The sequence below is a fragment of the Geoalkalibacter ferrihydriticus DSM 17813 genome (assembly GCF_000820505.1).
GTDB classification, from domain to species: Bacteria; Desulfobacterota; Desulfuromonadia; order Desulfuromonadales; family Geoalkalibacteraceae; genus Geoalkalibacter; species Geoalkalibacter ferrihydriticus.
In genome coordinates, this window is sequence record NZ_JWJD01000002.1 from 493,188 (window position 1) to 513,504 (window position 20,317).

Below are 20,317 nucleotides of genomic sequence, written 5' to 3' on the forward strand. Positions count from 1 at the left end.
CTTCCAAGCATTTTTGGAGGGCCGTTTCACCGCAATCCACTTTCCTCTTCCGATTCGGTTCAGACAAGCATTCATGGGATTGAGCAAACAACTCCAGGACTCCGAACTCTTCACCCATCTGCCTGCAGTTCTTTTTCAGGAGTTGCAGCAGCAGGCCACACACCGGAGCTATCCCCCCAACACCTATATTTTTCAGCAGGATGAGCCACCAACGGGCTATCTTTACGTCATCAAGGAAGGGCTCATCGAAATTACGGTTTTAAGTCCCGGTGGGGTCGAGATGGTGGTCGACTACCGCAAGGAAGGCCAGTTTTTCGGCGCGACACCCATCTTTACAGACGAACCTTACAGTGGCGCAGCGCGCACGGTGCGCAGAACCGATTGCTTCCTGATTCCAGCGCAGATCATTCGCAAGGCCGAGCGCGAATACCCGCAAATCAGCGAATACTTCACCCGCATCGTACTCTCGCGGGTGCGCCACCTTTATTCGGAAATCGTCTCCGACCACTCGCACAAGGCCCTCACGCAGATGGAGGCCTATCCCTTCAAGAAGCGCCTGTCCGAAATCATGTCCACCCCGGCGATTACCTGCCGCCCCGAAAACAATACCCGCGAAGTGGCGCGGCGCCTGACCGAGAGCGCCATCAGCGCGATTCTGGTCCTTGACGAAGGCGAGCGGTTACAGGGAATCATTACCGAACGCGACCTGGTGAGCAAGGTTCTCGCCCCGGAAGACACCAACCCCGCCACCCTCACCGCGCGGGAAGTAATGACCCCCCAGGTGCTCGGCCTGCCGCCGGAAACCTACATGTTTGAAGCCATGGCCTTCATGACCGCACACCGTTTGAGACATCTGCCGGTCCTGGATCGCGACGAGGTGGTGGGCATCGTGACCCTGCGCGACCTGATGCGCTTTCGCAGCCAGAAAGCCATGCTGTTGGTGGGCAGTGCCCGCCAGGCGCAGGACTTCGCCTCCTTGGCCGCCGTACGCCGGGAAATTGCCACCGTGGCGCGCACCCTGCTTTCGGAAACCCGCGCCACGCCCGATGTCATGGAAATCCTCTCCTACATTCACCACACCATCATCCGCCGCACCTTTGACCTGTGTTTAGCGCAGATGAAGGCCCAGGGTCAGGAACCGCCCGATATCCGCTATTGCTTTCTGATCATGGGCAGCGGCGGGCGGCGCGAGATGCTCCTCAACCCCGACCAGGACAACGGATTTATTTTCGAGGATTTTCCCGACGAGCGACTGGCGGAGGTGGAGGCGTTCTTTATTCCTTTTGCGGAAAAACTCGTGCATGCCCTCGACACAGTGGGCTATCCTCTGTGCAGCGGCAAGGTGATGGTCAACAACCCCATATGGCGGGGTCGGTTGTGCGACTGGCAGGTTCGCATCAACGACTGGGTCAACGAACCGGAACCGCAAAAGGTACGCTACTCATCCATTTTCTTCGATTTCGTACCCATGGCCGGCGACGGCACTCTGGCCCAGGATCTGCGCGAAATCGTGCACCAGCAAATCCGGTCGTTCCAGGGTTTTCTCTACCACATGATGTCCCTGGATCTGCGTTACCGCGTTCCAGTGGGTCTGCTCGGACGTTTCATCCTTGAAAAAAGCGGTCCGCACAAGGGAGAGCTTTCCGTCAAGCACGGCGGCACGGTCTACATCGTCGACTGCATCCGCATGTTTGCCCTGGAGCGTGAAATCTCCGAAATCACCACCTTCGACCGCCTCGATGCCCTAGTCAAACGCAACGTCTTCGCGTCGGAAACCGCCGAACATATCCGCGCTGCCTTTGAGGCCTTGTCGTTTTTGCGCCTGCGTAACGAAATCGCCAATATCGAGCAGGGCCGCCCACCCAGCCACCACCTCAATCCCCACAGCCTCTCCAAAACCGAACAAGACCTGCTGCGCGAATCCTTCAACGCGGTCAGCAAGTTACAGGACGCCACCAAGCGCCATTTCGCCCGCACACCGTTTTAATGACCCAAGAATTGGCCAAGAGATCTCAGGGCCGACACTCGCCGCGGCAAAACGCACTGAATCGACCTTCAGGATTTTGATCCGGATGGCAGCGCGGAGCGCACCTCGGCCAGGTCGATGCCTGCCGGACAGGCACGCGCACAGCGCGCACAGCCCACGCAGGAACCCTCGCCGCGCAGGGGACCGAAACCGAAGAATTTATGCTCGAAACGAAAACGCAGGCGCCCCCCCTGCTCGGAGGATAGGCTATGCCGGCCGTCCGCCAGGGCTAAAGGAGAGAAAACGCAACTGCCCCAGCGGCGAAAGCGCTCCGGTTGCCTGCTCGGCTGGGCCCTGTCGACCAGATCGTGACAGGTGCAGGTCGGGCAGACCGCCGAACAGGCACCGCAGGACAGACAACCCTGAGCAAAACGCGCCCACAATGCCGCCTGCTCATCCCCCGCAAAAACCTTTCCCAAATCACCCTGTCTGTCATCTAATCGCGCGGCGGGTTGAATGGGCGGCAGGGGCAGATCCTCGCGCTCGTTGGCAAGACAGCCTGCTAGCTGGGACGCCAACCGCTGTCCCTCGGCAGAACCGCACCAGAGCCGCTCACCGCTGACAAAGAGATCACAGGGAGGCTCTGCTTGCCAGGCAGGGCAAAAACAATCGTCGCGCGGTGTGCAAGACGTCCCGATCAGCAGAGTCTTTTGGCGACGTTGCACATAATGCGGATCATCGGCAAAGACCCGGTCGAGGTAAGCGATGGCGTGAAGGTCGCAGGGGGCCAGGCCGACCAGCGCCGTCGCCTTCTCGGCCAGGGCGATGCGGCGATATTCGTCGGAGGCCAAAGACCAGAGACGTTCGCGGGGTGGAAAAAGATATTTCTTGGGGGGAATCAGAGGGGGGTTGCTGCTCAGGGATTGCCAGCGCGAAACCGGTTGCAGCCGACACACGCCGTCGGCTCCACAAAAGGGACCATAGACCTGCCCACGGGAAGACAAAAGGGTGAGAAGAGCCTCACCAAAGCCACTCCCGACGTCGAAACTTTTCATGGAAAGCTCCGCCACGGAAAAAAGGAATGGGCCTATTGTACCATTGCCTCCCGGGGAAACAAGCTTTTCATGAAAAGGAAACACCCATGAGATGAAACAAAATGAAAAACCCCCGCTGGTTGGCGAGGGCTTTTCAGGTCTGTCGGCCGGGAACGTCTCTTCCGGCTCCATCATCCTGCGAGGCAGGACGCTTTGTGTTCCTCATCAGGAACGTTGTAGATATATCGTCACTTGTCATTTCCGTAACAGGAAGCCTCCTTTCTCCTTAGTACATGGTCATATTATTACAGAAAAACGCCTGGTTGCAAGGCCTTCGTGAAACTTTTTCAAAATTCATAAAATTTTCCAATACTTAGGCGTTTCAGAATATCGTCCCAGAGATCTTCAAAGGCCAGAGCAGCGGCACAGCACCCGGCGAAGCTGCCCAGGGGTGCCTTTTCCACACCCATGCGCTCTACCTCGCTGGCATAGGGAATGGCCGCGGTAAGCAAATCGGGCCATTGGCCAGGCAGTTCGGCCACGATCTGGCGGTGTAATCCCTTGCGCCGATCAACCATTGAGAAAAATGGCAAGACAGCAAGGTCATCCAGTTCCTGCCGAACGCGAAAAGCATAGAGTTGCTCCAGGGTGCGCAGCGACAAGGTCGTTGGGATCACGGGTACCAGCAGGGCATCGGCAGCGATAAAGACCGCCTCGGAAACCAGGGAGATACTGGGCGGACAGTCGAGAAAAATGACGTCATACTGGCCAGACAGGGGTTTAAGAACTTTGCGCAGACGCCGGGTCGGCTTTTTCTCCTGATCAAGCAGCAGGTCAAGACTACGGTAGGAGAAATCGGCGGGCAGCAGATCGAGATATGGAAAATCCGTGGCCTTGATCAAATCATCCAGATTGCGGCGGCCACTCACCAGGCCCTCACCTCCCCCTTTGACCTTGGGTTTGATGCGGAAATAATAGGTAGCAGCACCCTGTGGGTCGAGATCCCAGACGAGGGTGCGACGGCCACTTTTTGCCGCCAGCCACGCAAGGTTGACGGCCGCGGCAGTCTTTCCCACGCCTCCTTTGATGTTGTACGTGGCCAGAACCCTCATGGCTGCTCCTGCGCCGGGAGTTTAAAGAGTTGCCGGAAAAGAAGCTGATTCTTTTCCCGGGTAAAATGCGCAAAGCGCTCGGAAAATTCATGCCGCACCGCAACCTGGCGCCGGTCCAGAGCTTCCACCAAGCGCCCCAGGGCCAGCAGTGTCTCGGCGGGCACCTCGGCTTCTTCGGCCATTTCGTGGCTGAAACGGCGCAGAGTATCGACCTGCACATGCAGATCCTGATAGGTGCCGAGATTGTCCTGCAATTCCTTAAGAGCCTTGATCAGGCGCCGGATTTGTTGCGGCGGATAAAGGCTCTGGAAAAACTCCATCAGGTAGCGCAACTTTTTGCAAGTCTTACGCAATTCATGCAGATCCTCCGGCGGAGAATCAGCCCTGATGGAGAGCCCCTCCCGCATCACGCGCCGGTAAACTTTCCAGGTGCGTTCGGCGGCAACCTGCACCACAGGCCTGGTGCCGCCGGGAGACCCTTCGACATCGCCGGGGGTCTGAAGAAAATCCCGCCAGCGCGCAATCAGCTTGCGGTAACGGTTGGAGGCCAGGTGACGGCAAAGCTTGCGATATTCCTGCTGTTGATGCTTTAGGAGAAAGCGGCGAAAGGGCTGCAGGTCGTCGCGCACATCCGGCGGCAGGCTCGCCTGAAATCGGGGAAAATCCAAAAGGTAGACATCGAAATCACGCGCGCTCCCGGTGATGGAACCCAGCCAGGAGAACTCCTGGCGAAAAAGAACCACTTCCCGCGCCGGCAGCACACCCTTGATCTGCCCCAGGGCCGAGCGGGTACGCCGCACCGCAACCCGGAAATCATGCAGAAATTCGCTATCCAGGGCACCCTCCACCCCGGCCTGATTGGTGAGCAATGTTTCCAGCAGTTGCCAGAGAATTTGCCGCAGGGCTTCGGCGGCAGGCGTAGCGGGCGAAAGGTCAACCCGGACTTTCGACGAGTAATCTCCAGGACTGCGACCGAGAACCGCCAACCCCTCGCTGAACAGATCAACGTCGAGAGGCACCAGCCCGCTTTGTTTTTCAAGGAATTGCGCAATGGCTTGAGCTTCGCGCTGAAAACCTTTGAGAGGATCCAGGAGCAGACGCGGCAGCAAGGCGTGCATTTCTGCGCCAGGGCCACCGACACTGCAAGAGATTACTTCCAGCCGGACCACAGTCTTCTCGCGCCGGTCCAGCACGCGATAAAAATCCTGCCGCCCACGGACACACACCATCGGCAACAAAGCACGCATTTCAATCACCGGCTCCAGTGCGCTGCGCAAGGGTCCGGGAGGAAAATCCCAGAAAAAAGAAGGTGACGCGCAATCACCTGTGGCAACCAGGGCTCCTGAATCGGCCTGCACCAGTTTCAACCGCGCGGCCAAGGCTTCTTGATCATCGATCAGTTGCCAACCGGCCGCAGAGAGCCGCCAGTCAAAGGTGTCGCAGTAAGTCTGCGTCAAGGGGCCGCCCGCCTCGTGAATGAGAACAAATTTTTCGCCGAGAACCTTTGGCAGAACTTCATGGCCACCGACAAGATGATAATGACGCGGGCTCAGGGTCACGGGATCCCTCAGTTGGTGTTGGACCAGGCCGAAAAAGGCCGGCGGATCAGGTTGGCGTTGTAGTAGCGGGGGTCGCCTGTCACTTCGGCGCCAACCCAGGGCGGCAATTGCACCTCCTGGGCTTCATCTCCCAATTCAACCTCGGCCACCACCAGCCCGGCATTCTCTCCGAAGAACACATCGATCTCCCACACCAGTCCGGCATGGGGTACGCGATAGCGGGTTTTTTCGATGAGAGGACGCAAACAGAGTTCATCAAGCAACTGGGCGGCGTCTTGCGCCGGAATCGGATACTCGTATTCTCTGCGGGTAGCGCCTTGCGTCAAGCCTTTCACCGTGAGGGTTCCCTCCCCGTCGGCCAAGCGCACCCGCAGGGTACGCTGCGGGTCGGTGGATAAAAATCCCTGCTGCAAGCGGCTCTCGGAAATAACCGCCATGCGCCAGTCGTCGCTTTGCAGCAGAAACTTGCGTTCAATCTCGATCCCCATGCCCCAGCCTCTCAGCGCAAGTTGCGCCCGCCGAAATGTTTGGATTTGCGTTTGCGCAGACGGGTGATGTCTTTCTGACGCTTCTCAGCCAACTCGATCAGCAATTGATGGCTGCCTTTTTCCTGCTCGGGCGTTTCGGGCAGGCGCTGCACATAACTACCGTCAGGCAGCATGTCCCAGGCCGTGCGGCGGTCGGCCAATTGAATGTCGAGCATAGCGCGCAGATCGCGGCGCAAATCGGGAGATTCCACCGGCACCAGCACTTCGACGCGCGATTCAAGGTTGCGCTTCATGGCGTCAGCCGACCCGATAAAGTACTCTTCATCACCACCGCTGCGGAAGTAGTAGAGGCGAGTGTGCTCAAGAAAGCGCCCGATAATGCTGATCACCCGCACGGTTTCGGAGAGCCCCGCAACGCCGGGTCGCAGCCGGCAGGTGTCGCGCACCAGAAGATCAATGGGCACCCCGGCCTGACTGGCCTGATAGAGGGCCTTGACCACATCCATATCGTCCAGGGCGTTCATTTTAAACTGAATCAGACCCGGCTGTTCAGGGCGGTGCAGGGCAATTTCGCGCTCGATGCGCGCCAGCAGCGCTCGTTTGCAGATCTTGGGCGCGGGCAGAATTTTTTGATAATTGCGCTTGGGAGTGTAACCAGTCGTCAGGTAGTTAAACAACTCGGTGGTATCGCGGCCGATCTGCTCATCGCAGGTCAGCAGCCCGACGTCGCTGTAGATGCGCGAGGTGCCGGCGTGATAGTTGCCGGTGCCCAGGTGCATGTAGCGGCGCAACCCGCTGAAGTCCTGACGCACGACCTGAATCACCTTGGCGTGGGTCTTGAGTCCCACCACGCCGTAGGTGACATGAATTCCAGCTTCCTCCATGCGCGAAGCCAAGCGGATGTTGGCCGCCTCGTCGAAGCGCGCCTTGAGTTCGACCACCACCGCCACCTGCTTGCCGTTGCCCGCAGCGTCGATGAGATAATCGACGATACGGCTCTCGCTCTCGGTGCGGTAAAGAGTCATCTTGATGGCGCGCACCTTGGAATCACGGGCGGCTTCCTGCAAAAAACGCTCGACGGAGGTGCTGAAGGATTCATAAGGATGCTGCAAAAGGATCGCACCGGACTCACGGATCATATGAAAGACCTTGCGCGACGCCTGCAAACCCGGGTGATCGATGGGATGGTGAGGTGTATCCTTGAGTTCCGGAAAATCCAGCCCATGGATTTCCCAGAGATCCCGCAAGGCCATGAAACCGTCGATTTCAAAGACGTCTTCTGTTTCATCCAACCCCAGCTCCGCTGCCAACCGTCCGCGATGAACCGGATCCATGCCGCGATAGGTCTGCATGCGCACGATGGGGGCGAACTTGCGCTCGCGCAACTCCGACTCGATCATGGCCAGCAGATCCTCGGCATGCTCTTCGTTTTTCTCGGTATTGGCATTGCGCGTGACGCGAAAAAATTCGCAGGAAACGACCTCCATCTCGGGAAAAAGCATGTCGAGATTATGCGACATGACTTCCTCCAGGGGCACGAAGCGGTTTTTTTCGCCGATGCGGATAAAGCGCGGCGCCGCCGGCCCCACCGGCACTTTGACCCGCGCCATGGACATCTCGCCGTCCTGCGGATACTTGAGAGTCACCAGTAGGTTGAGGGAGAGATTAGAGATGAAGGGAAAAGGGTGAGCCGGATCGATGGACTGCGGCGTCACCAGGGGGTAAATATTCTGATAATAATAATCGCGCACCCCCTGACGTTCGCGGGCGGTGAGCTCATCATAGGCAAGAATGGCAATGCCTGCCGCGCGCAACTCTTTTTTCAAGGCGGCAAAAATCGATTGCATGTCCTTGACCATCTCGCGCACCAAGACGTAGCTTTCCTCGATCTGCTGGCGGGGTGTACGCCCGTCGACGGTCAGTTCGGTCATACCGGCACCGAGTTGCTGCTTGAGTCCACCGATGCGTTTCATGAAAAATTCATCGAGGTTGCTGCTGGTAATGGCCAGAAACTTGGCCCGCTCCAGAAGCGGGTTGCGCTCATCAGCCGCTTCGTGCAAAACGCGCCGGTTGAATTGCAGCCAGGTTAATTCGCGGTTCAGGAAAAGTTCGCGCGGATCGACCTCGGAAATTCTGCGTTGAGAAGACTGCTCAGGCTCCGAAATGGCCGTTTGCGCCCCTTTGGCATCCGCATTTTTTGCCTCGCTCACTGTACTGATCGATCTCGTCACATCCGCCCCTTTTCTGCCCAGCCCCTGGCCAGTATCCATCAAAACCGCACCTTTCCACGCAATATCGTGCAAAATTGTTAGATCCGGGTGAGCGAAATCCCAGAAAAGAAAACGAATGTCTGCGCTTCACCTTATAGAAACCCTAACAATTCCCCGGCGAAAAACAAGTAAACAGCGACTCCTTATCCCGATGTCACTCCAGTATCAGCGCCTCGCGGCGCTGGGTGTAAGCCTCACGGATATACACATAGGGATCGAGTTGTTCGCGCTTGATGGCTTCGTAGGTATCGCGGTCCAGGGACAGCCAGTTGATGCGTTCATAGGTCTTGACGGCCACAACTTCCCAGGTCTCGTCGAGGACATAGGGCCAGGGGTCGAGATAGCCATCGCCGAACCGCCCGACGGCATCGCGCGGATTGGACGGCCCGAAAACCGGCAGCACCAGATAAGGTCCGGCGGGGATGCCAAAATAGCCTAGGGTCTGGCCCAGGTCCTCATCCTTTTTCTGCCAACCGAGACGCTGGCGTGCCGGGTCGAAGAGGCCGCCGATACCCCAAGTGGTGTTGACGGCGAAACGCCCGACTTCCCGTCCGGCGTCGATGAAGCGAAATTGCAGCAGACAGTTGGCCAGGCGCACCGGAGTTGCGACGTTGGAAAAAAAATTACCCACGGAAGCCCGTGCCGGTTCCGGCACCACGCGATAGGTGCGGGCTACAGGCTTGAGCAAATAGAAATAAAGTTTATCGTTGACCCAGAACATGGCCCGGTTGAAGGGCTCAAGGGGATCAGGCGTTACAAGGAAAATCTCGTCGAAACCATCCTCATCCGCAGGCAGCGTGCGCGCTGCGGTAGGATCAACCAGTTCCTGAGCGCCGAGAGGCGAGGTTGTAAACAGAGCCATCAGAAGACTCAGGATCAGAACGGAAATACGCATGGCAGAAAGACTCCCTTCGCGGGTCATTTGCTTTCAAAAATATAACGACTGAGCAGGTCTTCGAGATTGATGGCGGACTCGGTTTCGAAAATGCGCCCACCTGGTGTCAATGTACTCCAAAACGCAGTCGGATAAAATACTATCTGAATCCGTGAGATCCGGGCGGAAAAAGAGTGTAAATGCCTGGCCTGAACAAATGTTTCAAAAAATCTGAGGTGCACCCATAGGTTCATCGGTGATTTTTTGAATGCACCGGTGAAGAAAATCACATAGACGTAGCCTGAGCCGATGAGATGAACCTGGCCCAGGATGGGCCCGATTTGTGTGAGGGATTGAAAGCACAAAAAAGGGAAGAGTTCCAACCGCGGCCAACAAAATCAGACACTTAAAAACCAAAAAAACTTGTAGCCAAACAAAAACCAAGAGGCCTGATAAACAACCCCTAATTCATTGAAAATAATTGTAACTGCGATTGAAATCCACCATTTTTCTGTCAGATTCTGAGAAAACAAACACTTATCTATAACTTTTTTCAATGAATTTTAGTGGCCTTCCAGGGCGAGATGAACACAGGCGGACAAAACCGTTCAAAATGCCCAGGTATGTTATATGAGTCCTTTTTTCCCCACGCGCCGACGCGCCGACAATCCTTCCCCGGCCCTTGAATCACCGGGACCCGCACCGATTCTCATGGCACCGCCGCCCAGCGGGCACGTGCGCAGCGCAGATCAGGCCGTGGCGGCCATGTTGAGCCTGCTTTCAACCTACCTCGTCCCCTCGGGAGCCGGACTGCCCGACGCCGGCGTCACCACGGTCAGCGTTGCCGAGCGCACCCTGGGTCTGGGCAACCGCCGCGGCACCGAACGCGCCGCGGGTTTCGCCGTCCTGTCCCTAAAAGGCGGGCGCATCGAAGCGGTCGTCCGTTTTCAGCTCTGGGCCGCAAATCCGGTCGGCGTCGACACCCTGGTGAGCGAGCTGCAAGACCGTCTGCTGGCGGCGCGCACCGAACTGTGGAATGCCGGGTTTCTCGTCGTCAAACAACAGGACACAGGTCTTTCCGAACAGGTTTCCTCTTTGAGCGGCTGGCGCAAGACCACCGATTTCAAAGTGCTCTACGAGTACCGTTACCGCGACCTCGACGGCGCCGAAAGTCTCATCGCGCGCATTCCCATCGACCTCGATCCCGAAGAGCCCGATTCTCCCGCGCGCGAAACAACGATGGTGCGCGACAAAATCATGCGCTGGGACGACCAAGGTGCCGAACCGCTGTCAATCAGGGGAAGCCGAACCGGAGCGAGAATCACCGGCCTGGCCGCACTGGCCTACCTGCCGCCCGGATTCGGTGGTGCCCAGGTGACCCTGGCGCGACTCGACCTGGACAACCCCGCCGCGCCGACCACCTACCCGGACATGGACGCCTTTTTGGCGGCGGTGACCGATCCTTCCGCACCCGAACACCACGGCCAGGTGGTTTTTGCCGACCTCGACGCCTTTCTCGCGGCTTTCACTACAGCGGGCGACCCCATCCCTCTGGGAGACTGGGATGAAGATGGGGTGACCGACGAATATCGGCCCGCCGTAGTCGCTTTTGCCCGCCCTTTACGGCTAGGCGGGCCTAACGAAGTGCTGCGCATCTCGTATCAGGACAGCACTTTTTCTGCTCCGGCGGTGCTTTACCTGCGCCTCGGCGCACGCCCGTTGAGCTGACATCATCACCCAACCGCTGTGTCTGACGGCCCATCCTAGCAACAGGCGACCGGCATTGGCACAAGGCGCAAACCCAAGGAGAGAGAAGACCATGACAGAGATGATCTTGCCGGGTGTTTACACTGAGGTCCGGCCCGAAGGGCTTATCACCCCCGGCCGGGTAACGGTCGGTAACCTGGGGGTCGTGGGCACCGCAAACAAGGGGCCGGTGGGTTCACCGGTGCTGCTCGGCAGCTATGCCGAAGCGCGACAGACATTCGGTCCCTACGATCCCTGGATCGATGGCGCCAACGACGAGTTGACCCTCGTCCGCGCCCTGGAACAGGCCTTCGCCCACGGCGCCACCACCGTCTTTGCCGTGCGTGTGGCCTCGGCGGCCGCAGCCCAAGCCACCTACACCCTGGCTTCAGCAGGCGGGCCCAACGTGCGCTTGAACGCCAAGACTGCGGGCACCTGGGGCAACGACCTGAAAGTCAATGTCTGGGATGCCGACGAAAATGCCTTTATCGAAAATGAGGAGCACAGCGGCGGCGGCGCCATCAGCCTCGGACGCATCCCGGTGGTGAAAAGCGCGCGCAACCGCCTGCGCCTGTTTACCGATGCCGACGGTCTGACCCGTTCGCTGAAGATTCTCTACGATGATGATCCGGGCCCACCGGGCCCCGGCGAGGTGCAGATCGATCGCGCCACAGGCGACCTCACCCTGGGGGGACCGGCGCCGGGGGCAGCTGATCGGCTCACGGCCTCATACCTCGTAGACAAAGCCAGCGCGGTCAAAGTCAGCCTGACCCTGGGTGATCTCAAGGAAACCTATATCACCGTCGACGGCAATGATTTAGCTGCCGACGTCAACCGCCTCTCTGCCTGGGTTGCCGCAGAAGCCTTGGCCAATGCGTCTGAAACACCCGCCCTGAGCAGCGCCGTCGACGCCTTTTCCGCTTTCGGCACCGGCGCCAATACGGCCGGCAACAACGGAGAATCGGGAGCTAATTTCCAGAGCGGCCTGGACGTGCTGCTTAACGAGGACGCGCACATCATTGTCGCCGCCGGACAGGACCACGGTTTTGCCGATGAACTTGACGCCCACTGCCAGAATGCCTCCTCGGATGCCATCCGTAAGGATCGCATTGCCGTGGTCGGCAGCGGTGTCGGCGCCGATCTCGACGCCATCCGCGGTCACAACGTCGCCAGCGACCGCGTCATTTTTGTCGCCCCCGGTATCAAGGTCACAGACACCGCCGCCACACCACCCGTCGAGGCAACCCTGCCCGGCGCCTATGCGGCCGCTGCCGTGGCCGGCCTGCTGGCGAGCTTTTCGGCACACATCAGTCTGACCAACAAAACCGTGCGCGTGGGCGGCCTGGAGCGCAAATTCACCGCGGCCGAACTTACCCAACTGGTACAGGCCCGCGTACTTACACTCGAACAACGCCAGGGTTTGCGCATCGTCAAAGCCATCACAACCAGCACCAACACGGCCTGGCACCAGATCACCACACGCCGCATCGTCGATTATGCCAAGTTCGGTGTGCGCTCCGCCGCCAATCCCTATATCGGCCTGCTCAACAACGAGCGGGTGCGCGGCGCCATGCGCACCACCATCAACAGTTTCCTCACCGAGATGGTCAACGACGAAATGCTCATCAGCTACGAGCTCGAGGTCAGCGCCACGCGCGAGGAAGAACGCCAGGGCATAGCGCGCGTCACCCTGGTGCTGCGGCCGACCTTCAGCATCGACTTCATTAAAGTCACCATGTTTCTGGAATAGGAGGACGTTAAGTCATGGCCAACACCAATGTGTTTACCGGAGCCCACGGCACCCTGACCCTGGCCCCCCCCGATACCGCCGAGGGCCGCGACGCCGGATCGGTCATCGAAGCCTACGACATCCAACAGGCGGTGGGGCGCGTGGTCGATGTCAAAGTCTGCGTACAGACCGATCTTGAGGAGTTCCACGAAATCGGCCGCCGTTATGCGACATCTCTGCATCCCGGCAACATTCACGTCAGCGGCACGGTGGGCCGCGCCTACATTAACGGCGCCCTGCTGGGATTGCTGCTGGGGCGCAAGTCCTTTCTCCCCTCTACCGCCGAGCCTTACGTGCAGCCGGCCTTCAACATGAACCTGCGCATCGATGACCCGGCCAGTGTCGGCCACGCCGAGCTGGTGATCAACGGTGTGCAATTGCAGAACTGGAGCTTCAACCTGCCCGAGGACGATTTCGTTATGGAAGAGGTGAGCTTCAAGGCGCTTTCCGTGGAAATTCTCGATGTCGAAGACGAGGTCACCGTCGGGCCGATATTCATCGACGAAGGAGCTTAACCGATGATGCTCTCGCCCGAAGAGCTCCTCGCCGGCAGTACGTTGACTCACGAGGTGGATATCCCCCCCGATTTGCTGCCGGCGGGAGGGAAAACCTCGGTTCAGCGCGTCGCTCTGCGGCCCCTGTCGGTGCGCGATCTGCAGCGCATCGACAAGGCGGCCAGGGACGACGAAAGTCTCTCGGCGGCGCTCATGATCAAGCAGGCTCTGACCGAACCGGCCCTGAGCGTCGATCAGGTCATGCAGTTGCCGGCAGGATTAGGGCGCTTCCTGGTGGAGCGCATCAACCACATCAGCGGCATTGACACACCGCAGGACGCTCTTGAGGAATACGTGCAGGCGCCCCTGGCGCGGGCCTGTTTCATTCTCGCCCGCGAATTCGGCTGGACCCCCGAAGAGGTCAGCGGCATGACCATCGGCCAGATTCTGCTCTACTTAGAGATGGCGCGCCGCGAAGGCAAGGATCATGGCACGGGAAATTAGGCGCATATTTGCTCTGGCCGCAACACGCCGGACCCTGCGCGGCGGGCGCGCGCCCGGCTGCGCGCAACGCCGACTCGCGCGCAGCCTCGCGGGACTCCAACAGGTGCGGCGGGCCTGCGCCTGGCTTGCCGCCCTGACCAGAGAGCGGCCGCGCCTGCGGCCCGCACCCCTCTGGGGAACCGGCCTTTGCCGGATGGTGCAAGATGCAGCTGCGGCGGCACAAGAATCTGCGCCGCCCACGGGACGGCGACGCTCCTCGGTTGCCGAAGAAGCTCAGGGGAGGAAACAACTTTTGCGGGAAATTCCTGCGCCGCCAGGCCCTATGCGCGTCCCACCAGCTCACGCGGAGACTGCGCACAGCGGCAGGAGAGCGCAACATCCTGCAATCGCCCCCAGCCGCCTCGTATCCCAGGCGCCGCCGGAACTTCTGCAGCGCCTCGTCCATCCTCGGCAACAAACTGAAAACTTCGCCACGACCCGCAGCACTAATGCGGTTCACCGGGATGACGCATCGCGCCGCATCAGCCCCGAAAAAACCAAAGCCCCAAGCCCTCAACCGCTATCAAAAACAGCGTCGGGCCCCGGCGGCGCGCCCTTCATCCGCGAAGAAAGCAAAGTGACGGCCTGGCGCCGACAAACGCAGGCCAGGGTGCGCCACAGCCTGCACAGCGCAGTGCAACCGGCCGCAGCCACGCGGACGGCCAGGGGGTATGCTGATCCTGAGATTTCAATACCGTCGCAAATGCCCCGTTTAGCGCGCCCGGAGCCCGAGGCCCGCAAGGCTTCTCCGCACCATCCTGAAGGCCTCGACCCCTGGCGGCAAACGATCGGCGGACAAACCCTGAGCAGCGAGAAGCTCGCGGCCCTGGCCACAGGCACCGCGGAGCAGTTCAACCAGACTTCGAAGCCCGCAGCGCAGCGACCGGCACAGGGAGGCCCGTCCCAGCAGGCCGCCGCAACAAACGCCGACAGAGCATCCGCAGGTCAGCCGGTGGCAATAAAACGCGCGCCCGGGCACGAACAGCCCAGCGCCGCCCCTCCAGTTTTTTTTGATGGTCCTTTGCGCGAGATGCTGCACCGGGCCAACCAGCAAAGCGAAAGGACGGGCTCGTTTCTCAATGCCGCCCCCCCTCGTTCAGGGCAAATGAGCGCGCCGCGAAATTCCTCCGAGGAACATTCCGGGTCCGAGGATTTTTCGGTAAAACGTCTTCAGCCGATAAGGCATGAAGGCACAGAGGATGATCTCGAGCAACTCGCCGAACAGGTGCAGCGCATCCTGCAGGATCAGGCGCGGCGCCACGGCATCGATCTTTAGGGGATAGATACAGGTATGCGCCCGATGATCGACGAACTCGAACTGCCCCAGGTCCAGGAGATTACGACCCGCGATCTTCGCGCCCTCGCCGAGCACAAACCGCCAGGCATGGACGGCAGCTTCTTGCAGAACCTGGGACGGCGACCCACCCGCCTGATCCTCGGCGGGGTCGCCAGCGGCCCTGAATCACGTCAGTTCATCGACGATCTGTACGACAAGTTTCAAGCGGGCGTGCCGGTGGCCTTCAGCGCCGATATAGTTACCGACACCGCCATCGAAGAGATGCTTATCGACGACCTGCAGTACCGCGACCTCGCCGGCAAACCCGAGCGCTTCGCCTATGTCGTAACCTTGCAGGAGCATATCGAGCCGGTCGAGCCCGAAGAGACCTCCCTGCTCGACAGCGACATTCTCGATGATGCCCGGGGGCTGCTTGACGATCTGGTGGAGGGACTGGACATCGGCCTTGATTTTTCCACCGGGCTGGAACGTTTTCTCGATCCGCTTCAGAGTTTGCTCGGGCGTCTGCGAGAGTTCAACGCTGCGGTTGACCGTGCGCGGCAGTAAAAAAAAATGAATAAAACCTTTGACAGGATGAACAGGATTTACAGGATTTTTTGCCGCGCGGTTTGGATTTCAATCCCGTCAATCCTGTAAATTCCGTCGTTTTTGAAGTTTCCCTTTGCTGCTCAACCCAAGGAGACAAAGCCATGGCCGAAACAAACCTGTTTGAAGAACTCAAGGATGTCCTGCAGGATTTCAAGGATTTTCTCGATGCCAACGTGCCGACCATCAAACCGGCGATTCAGGCGCTCGCCTCGCTGATCCCGCAGGTCACCGACCTTATCGACAAACTCATCGAGCTGATGAACAGCCTCAAGACCGAGATCAACAATCTCGATGTGAGCGCGATTCCGGGATTGAGCGAGGTGTCGTCCTTCACCACCAAGATCGGCACCTTTCTCGATACCGCCGAGAGTCTGCTCCCCGGTCAGGCGGGCACCATCAATGACGTGCGCAGCGTCGCCAACGTGGTCACCAGCCTGCCGTCGCTAGACGAGGTCAAAACGGAAATTCTGACACTTATCGATGCCATCATCGCGCATCTGAATTCGCTGAAGGCGTAAGAACAGTTTTTAACACCAAGACACCAGGGAGAGCACCAAGGCACCAAAAAAAAATCACTTAAAAACGACAGGATTAACAAGATTGACCGGATGGATTTATGGCTAGAAGTTTATCTTTTCTGTCTTGTCAATCCTGTTAATCCTGTCAAAAGTTTCATGCTTTTCTTCGTGTTTTAATGTTCGAATGCAACTGGAATTTAATCGTTAAAGGTTGTCCTATGTCTCTACGCCCCATGCTCGACGATATCGAACTGCAGCAGGTGCAGTTCATCGACAGCGACCAGGAGCAGATCCTGGTGGGGCATGCCGTGCCTGCGCTTGAAGGCGATTTCTGGCAGGGGCTGGGACGACGCGCGGGCGGAATCAATCTCGCGGGGGTGCTGACCGGCGCCGAGGCCGGTGAAGGGCTGAGCATCCTGCGTGATAAATTTCATGCCGCCGCACCCGTTTCTTTTGTCGCCGACATCGCCGAGGCGGTGCGCGTTGATCAGATGCTGATTGAATCCATGGAGGTGCGCGAGATCGCCGGGCGGCCCTTGCGTTTCGAATACGCCTTTCGCCTGCGGGAATACACCCCGCCCCCGCCGCCGCGCCGTGAGATTCCCCCCCCGCCGCCACCGCCGCCGCCACGGCCCGATGTCGGCATTCTTGAAGTTGAAGTCCTCGTCGAAGGGCAGCCCGAGTTCGACCATGGCGCGACAACGGTGAGCGTCGAAGGCGAGGAAGAGGACGGTAGCCCCCTGTCGCGCACACTGAACAATCGCAACGGCAACGTCTGGCGCGAGGAGGACTTTCCCCCCGGCGCCTACACCTGCCGCGCAGTGGTGGCGGGACCTCCCGCCCTGACTGGTTCTGTTTCGGCAACCGTACGCCCCGCCGAACTGACCCGGGTCACCATCGTGCTGCAACCCGGCCAGGTTCTGGCCAAGTCTTTTATCCTTCATCATCACTTCGACAGCGCCTTTATCGAACCCTGCATGCGCGCAGTCTTGCGCCAAGTGGCTGAATATGCGGCCGAACACCCCGATGAAAAACTGCTGATCGTCGGCCACACCGACGAGTCGGGCAGCGTCGCCTACAACCAGGCACTCTCCGAACGCCGGGCGCGCGCGACCTTCGCCTATCTCACCTACGGCCGCGACCCCGCCGCGGCGCAGGCCGAATGGAACGAATTGCGCCGCCCGCGCCCCAGCGGGGTGATCCGCACGGTGCGCGACACCTGGGGAACACGCGAATACCAGTACATATTGCAGGATCTCGGTTATTACTCGGGTAATATCGACGGCGTTCACGGCGGACAGACCGATCAGGCGGTGCGGACCTTTCAGGGCGAAAAAGGGCTCGGCGTCGACGGCGTGGTAGGCGACGCCACTTGGGCGGTACTCATCGAGGACTATCTGCGGCAAGGCAATCTGGGGGTCGGCGAACAGCATTTTTTTGCCAATGCCGAAAACGGCTGCGATGGCGGCATCGTCAAATGGCTGGGTTGCAGCGAGCGCATGCCGGTCAATTCAACCCCGCGCGGACAGTGTGCCGAGCCGGGCTGGCGGCCCAACCGGCGTACCGAATGCTTATTCGTGCGCGCAGAACGGCTGCCCTGCCCGGTTCCCCGACCCGCCACCTGGGACCTCCCCGGTCCCGGGGTACCTCCGGCTTGGTGCCTGGGGCCGACAAGCGGCGGCAGTCCCTGCTGCTTTGCGACCTTCGATCCGGAGGAAGGGGACAAGTGGCTGATTCAGCCGGCCGAGCCGGAGACAGTGGTGGTGCGCGGTTCGCTGCGCTTCGCGGACGGCACGCCCCTGGCCAATGCCCGCTTTCTCCTCATCGATCCGGACGGTGAGTTTCTCACCGGCGAGAAAACCTGCACGGCACCCAAGGGCACGGGAATACCGGGACGCACCGATGCCCAGGGAGCCTTCGCCTTCACCAACCAACCGCGACGGGTGGGCGTCTACACTCTGGAGGTGCTGGAACCCGTGGTGGTGCGTCCGGCCGACGATCCCGGCGTGGAAGCCAAAGGCAATGTGGTATGCAAGCGCCTCGATGGATCAGCGGATTTCGATGTGCTGGTATGCAGCGCCCCCGCCACCGATTTTACCCTACAGGTCGAGGGAGCCATCGAGGTGGGCGGCACAGGCAGCGGGACCTTTCTGGCGACCCTAGCACCCGGTGAAGAGGTGCTCATCACCGCAATAACCCCACCCGGCACCTGCGCGGCGCCGCGCAGCATCACCTGGAGCGGCGGCGAAGAAGTTCCCGAACGCGGCCTGCAGCGCCGCGTGTCGCGCGACACCATCACCCAGGTCGGTATTACCGCCAACCTGGCTTCCGCGGGAGTGACCCGCACGGCCGAAATTTTCGTCGTGCGCTTGACGCTTGATGTCGATGCCGATCGTGACGGCACCGTGGAGGAGGGTGCCGAGGACAAAAATCTGTGGGAATTCGGCGCGGGCCGCAAGGGGGCGATCATCTTGGTCAATTGCGATAACGACAACCGCCCCGCCGGGAATACAGAAATCGACAACACCAACCAGGTTGTCGACAGCGCGGCGGACCTTCCCGACCTGGCCGTGCTGGCGGTGCGCCGCAGCGGAGCGCTGCCCCCAGGCGTCACCCTCACCCTCGCCAGCCCCCAGCGCAACCATATCCGCATTTTCGACGCACGCGACGCAACCGCGACGCCCATCATCGGGCCACACCCCGCGGCGGGCGAAGCGACCATTTCGGCAAACACCGGCGCCGACATCGAACTGGGAATCGAGGCCCTGCGTTATCCGAACCCAAGCTTCAATGGCGAAGTACAGCTTCACCTGACTCTCAAGGACGGCGCCACGGAAGTGGCCCGGGACGAGGCGGTTGTACGGGTCGCCCCATGGGTCATGCCCACGCACCTGGAGCCGACCGAAGAACTCTACGTTGTCGAAACCGGGGACAACGCCGGCTTCGTCAGCGAAATTGCCGCCATCGCCACCGCCCGAGGCATCCCTTTGCATCGCACCAGCAACGTCGACCGCTGGATACAAGACACCATGGAGGTCGGCTACACACAGATGCCGGGACAGACTTTTCATGTGGTGCTCAAGGCGATGCGGCGCCGCGAATTGCAATTTTTCGCCCGCGATGAGCTGCTCGGCCCCGACTATGGCTACGTGGAGGTTTCTTCGCCGACCCCGCCCAACACCTTTGACGCCCACGGCAATCTTGAAGTTTCGCCGCCGGTGCGCGTGAGCGGCAACAACTATCGTTTAGGCCGCATCTATTTCGGCAGCGGCCGGCCGAGCAGCCCTTTCAATGCAGAATTTCGCCGTTTTCTCGAAGAGCAAAAGGTGCAGAAACCCTTCCCCATCGACACCGCCTGGCTCACGGTGGGCCACGTCGACGAAGTTGTCAGCTTTATACCGAGCACTACCGGCAGTCAGGGATTTCACATGCTCATCTCGGACACCGGAGCAGCCATCAGCCTGCTGAGAAACCTGCGCGATGCCGGTCACGGCAATCTCACCCTGTTCACCGCAAAAGCCAAGGAGATCTCCATCAACAATCTCCTTACCGAGCTCGCGCGAAGCGGCGCGGGCGAACTGGGCTGGGCCAACACGTTTTGCCAGGCGCGCCTTGACGGCATTCGCACAACCATGGAGACCGAATTGGGGCTCACCGCCGCAGACATCGTGCGCATCCCAGCGTTATTTGAAGAAAATCCGCGCTCGCCGCGCACTGTTGATGCCTCCTTGGCGCCCGTATTCGATGCCTATGTTCCAAGCATGGTCAATTTGCTGGTCATCACTGCCGCCGCAGTTGCGGACACGCATCTGGTGATGGCCAAGCCTTTCGGACCGGTGCAGGCAAGCTCCGGCGACCAATTGGAGCACGAAGTGAAAAACCGCCTCGCTCCCGTGGGTTATAACGCCGGCCAGATTCACTTCGTTGACAACTTTGAAACCTACCACCTGCTCTTGGGCGAGGTCCACTGCGGCACCAACTCGAAGCGCAGTCCGCAACCCACGCCCTGGTGGGAGCAGACTGATTTTTAAAGAGGGGA

The 20,317-nt window shown here is 59.7% G+C and carries 15 protein-coding genes; 9 read left to right on the forward strand and 6 right to left on the reverse strand.

The features are described from left to right. Positions 1-73: 73 nt before the first annotated feature. On the forward strand, positions 74-1,987 hold the full coding sequence (locus tag GFER_RS08450) for a putative nucleotidyltransferase substrate binding domain-containing protein (protein ID WP_040098327.1): 1,914 nt from the start codon (positions 74-76) through the stop codon (positions 1,985-1,987). A 68-nt stretch (positions 1,988-2,055) separates the two neighbouring features. Here GFER_RS08450 and GFER_RS08455 read toward each other — a convergent pair whose 3' ends face one another. The 6 genes from GFER_RS08455 to GFER_RS08480 form a co-directional block, all read right to left on the reverse strand. Further along, positions 2,056-3,021, reverse strand: coding sequence for a 4Fe-4S dicluster domain-containing protein (locus GFER_RS08455; protein ID WP_052446211.1), 966 nt, complete (start codon positions 3,019-3,021; stop codon positions 2,056-2,058). A gap of 326 nt (positions 3,022-3,347) precedes the next feature. After that, the gene (locus GFER_RS08460; protein ID WP_040098330.1) at positions 3,348-4,112 is read right to left on the reverse strand and encodes a ParA family protein; all 765 of its coding nucleotides are present in this window, start codon (positions 4,110-4,112) and stop codon (positions 3,348-3,350) included. Beyond that, a complete protein-coding gene (locus tag GFER_RS08465) occupies positions 4,109-5,671 on the reverse strand; it encodes a CHAD domain-containing protein (protein WP_052446212.1) in 1,563 nt (520 codons plus the stop codon). Before GFER_RS08465 ends, GFER_RS08460 begins: the two co-directional genes overlap by 4 nt. Before the next feature lie 8 nt (positions 5,672-5,679). After that, the gene (locus tag GFER_RS08470) at positions 5,680-6,159 is read right to left on the reverse strand and encodes a CYTH domain-containing protein (RefSeq protein WP_040098333.1); all 480 of its coding nucleotides are present in this window, start codon (positions 6,157-6,159) and stop codon (positions 5,680-5,682) included. Positions 6,160-6,170: 11 nt separating this feature from the next. Then, positions 6,171-8,390 (reverse strand): polyphosphate kinase 1, encoded by a 2,220-nt coding sequence (ppk1, locus tag GFER_RS08475; RefSeq protein ID WP_279615509.1) that lies wholly within the window; start codon positions 8,388-8,390, stop codon positions 6,171-6,173. Between the two features lie 193 nt (positions 8,391-8,583). After that, positions 8,584-9,324: an MlaA family lipoprotein gene (locus GFER_RS08480; protein ID WP_052446213.1), complete on the reverse strand. Its 741-nt coding sequence runs from the start codon at positions 9,322-9,324 to the stop codon at positions 8,584-8,586. Positions 9,325-9,933: 609 nt separating this feature from the next. Here GFER_RS08480 and GFER_RS08490 point away from each other — a divergent pair. The 8 genes from GFER_RS08490 to GFER_RS17650 all read left to right on the forward strand — a co-directional run bounded on the left by GFER_RS08490 (position 9,934) and on the right by GFER_RS17650 (position 20,309). After that, the gene (locus tag GFER_RS08490; protein WP_052446214.1) at positions 9,934-11,031 is read left to right on the forward strand and encodes a hypothetical protein; all 1,098 of its coding nucleotides are present in this window, start codon (positions 9,934-9,936) and stop codon (positions 11,029-11,031) included. Positions 11,032-11,122: 91 nt separating this feature from the next. Beyond that, complete coding sequence (locus tag GFER_RS08495; RefSeq protein WP_040098338.1) at positions 11,123-12,799, forward strand: phage tail sheath C-terminal domain-containing protein; 1,677 nt, start codon at positions 11,123-11,125, stop codon at positions 12,797-12,799. 14 nt (positions 12,800-12,813) lie between these two features. Beyond that, on the forward strand, positions 12,814-13,353 hold the full coding sequence (locus GFER_RS08500; protein ID WP_052446215.1) for a hypothetical protein: 540 nt from the start codon (positions 12,814-12,816) through the stop codon (positions 13,351-13,353). Between the two features lie 3 nt (positions 13,354-13,356). After that, on the forward strand, positions 13,357-13,836 hold the full coding sequence (locus GFER_RS08505; RefSeq protein ID WP_040098340.1) for a hypothetical protein: 480 nt from the start codon (positions 13,357-13,359) through the stop codon (positions 13,834-13,836). Then, positions 13,820-15,151, forward strand: coding sequence for a hypothetical protein (locus tag GFER_RS08510; protein WP_040098342.1), 1,332 nt, complete (start codon positions 13,820-13,822; stop codon positions 15,149-15,151). Before GFER_RS08505 ends, GFER_RS08510 begins: the two co-directional genes overlap by 17 nt. A gap of 15 nt (positions 15,152-15,166) precedes the next feature. Further along, on the forward strand, positions 15,167-15,718 hold the full coding sequence (locus tag GFER_RS08515; protein ID WP_040098345.1) for a hypothetical protein: 552 nt from the start codon (positions 15,167-15,169) through the stop codon (positions 15,716-15,718). A 143-nt stretch (positions 15,719-15,861) separates the two neighbouring features. Beyond that, positions 15,862-16,278: a hypothetical protein gene (locus GFER_RS08520; protein WP_040098347.1), complete on the forward strand. Its 417-nt coding sequence runs from the start codon at positions 15,862-15,864 to the stop codon at positions 16,276-16,278. Between the two features lie 218 nt (positions 16,279-16,496). Then, on the forward strand, positions 16,497-20,309 hold the full coding sequence (locus GFER_RS17650) for a protein-arginine deiminase family protein (RefSeq protein WP_052446216.1): 3,813 nt from the start codon (positions 16,497-16,499) through the stop codon (positions 20,307-20,309). Positions 20,310-20,317 lie beyond the last annotated feature (8 nt).

What these genes read in the sequence shown, in the direction of transcription:
- GFER_RS08450 (WP_040098327.1), top strand. Translation starts at nt 74, where the DNA reads ATGGGATTGAGCAAACAACTCCAGGACTCCGAACTCTTCACCCATCTG.
- GFER_RS08455 (WP_052446211.1), bottom strand. Translation starts at nt 3,021, where the DNA reads ATGAAAAGTTTCGACGTCGGGAGTGGCTTTGGTGAGGCTCTTCTCACC.
- GFER_RS08460 (WP_040098330.1), bottom strand. Translation starts at nt 4,112, where the DNA reads ATGAGGGTTCTGGCCACGTACAACATCAAAGGAGGCGTGGGAAAGACT.
- GFER_RS08470 (WP_040098333.1), bottom strand. Translation starts at nt 6,159, where the DNA reads ATGGGGATCGAGATTGAACGCAAGTTTCTGCTGCAAAGCGACGACTGG.
- GFER_RS08480 (WP_052446213.1), bottom strand. Translation starts at nt 9,324, where the DNA reads ATGCGTATTTCCGTTCTGATCCTGAGTCTTCTGATGGCTCTGTTTACA.
- GFER_RS08490 (WP_052446214.1), top strand. Translation starts at nt 9,934, where the DNA reads ATGAGTCCTTTTTTCCCCACGCGCCGACGCGCCGACAATCCTTCCCCG.
- GFER_RS08495 (WP_040098338.1), top strand. Translation starts at nt 11,123, where the DNA reads ATGACAGAGATGATCTTGCCGGGTGTTTACACTGAGGTCCGGCCCGAA.
- GFER_RS08500 (WP_052446215.1), top strand. Translation starts at nt 12,814, where the DNA reads ATGGCCAACACCAATGTGTTTACCGGAGCCCACGGCACCCTGACCCTG.
- GFER_RS08505 (WP_040098340.1), top strand. Translation starts at nt 13,357, where the DNA reads ATGATGCTCTCGCCCGAAGAGCTCCTCGCCGGCAGTACGTTGACTCAC.
- GFER_RS08510 (WP_040098342.1), top strand. Translation starts at nt 13,820, where the DNA reads ATGGCACGGGAAATTAGGCGCATATTTGCTCTGGCCGCAACACGCCGG.
- GFER_RS08515 (WP_040098345.1), top strand. Translation starts at nt 15,167, where the DNA reads ATGCGCCCGATGATCGACGAACTCGAACTGCCCCAGGTCCAGGAGATT.
- GFER_RS08520 (WP_040098347.1), top strand. Translation starts at nt 15,862, where the DNA reads ATGGCCGAAACAAACCTGTTTGAAGAACTCAAGGATGTCCTGCAGGAT.
- GFER_RS17650 (WP_052446216.1), top strand. Translation starts at nt 16,497, where the DNA reads ATGTCTCTACGCCCCATGCTCGACGATATCGAACTGCAGCAGGTGCAG.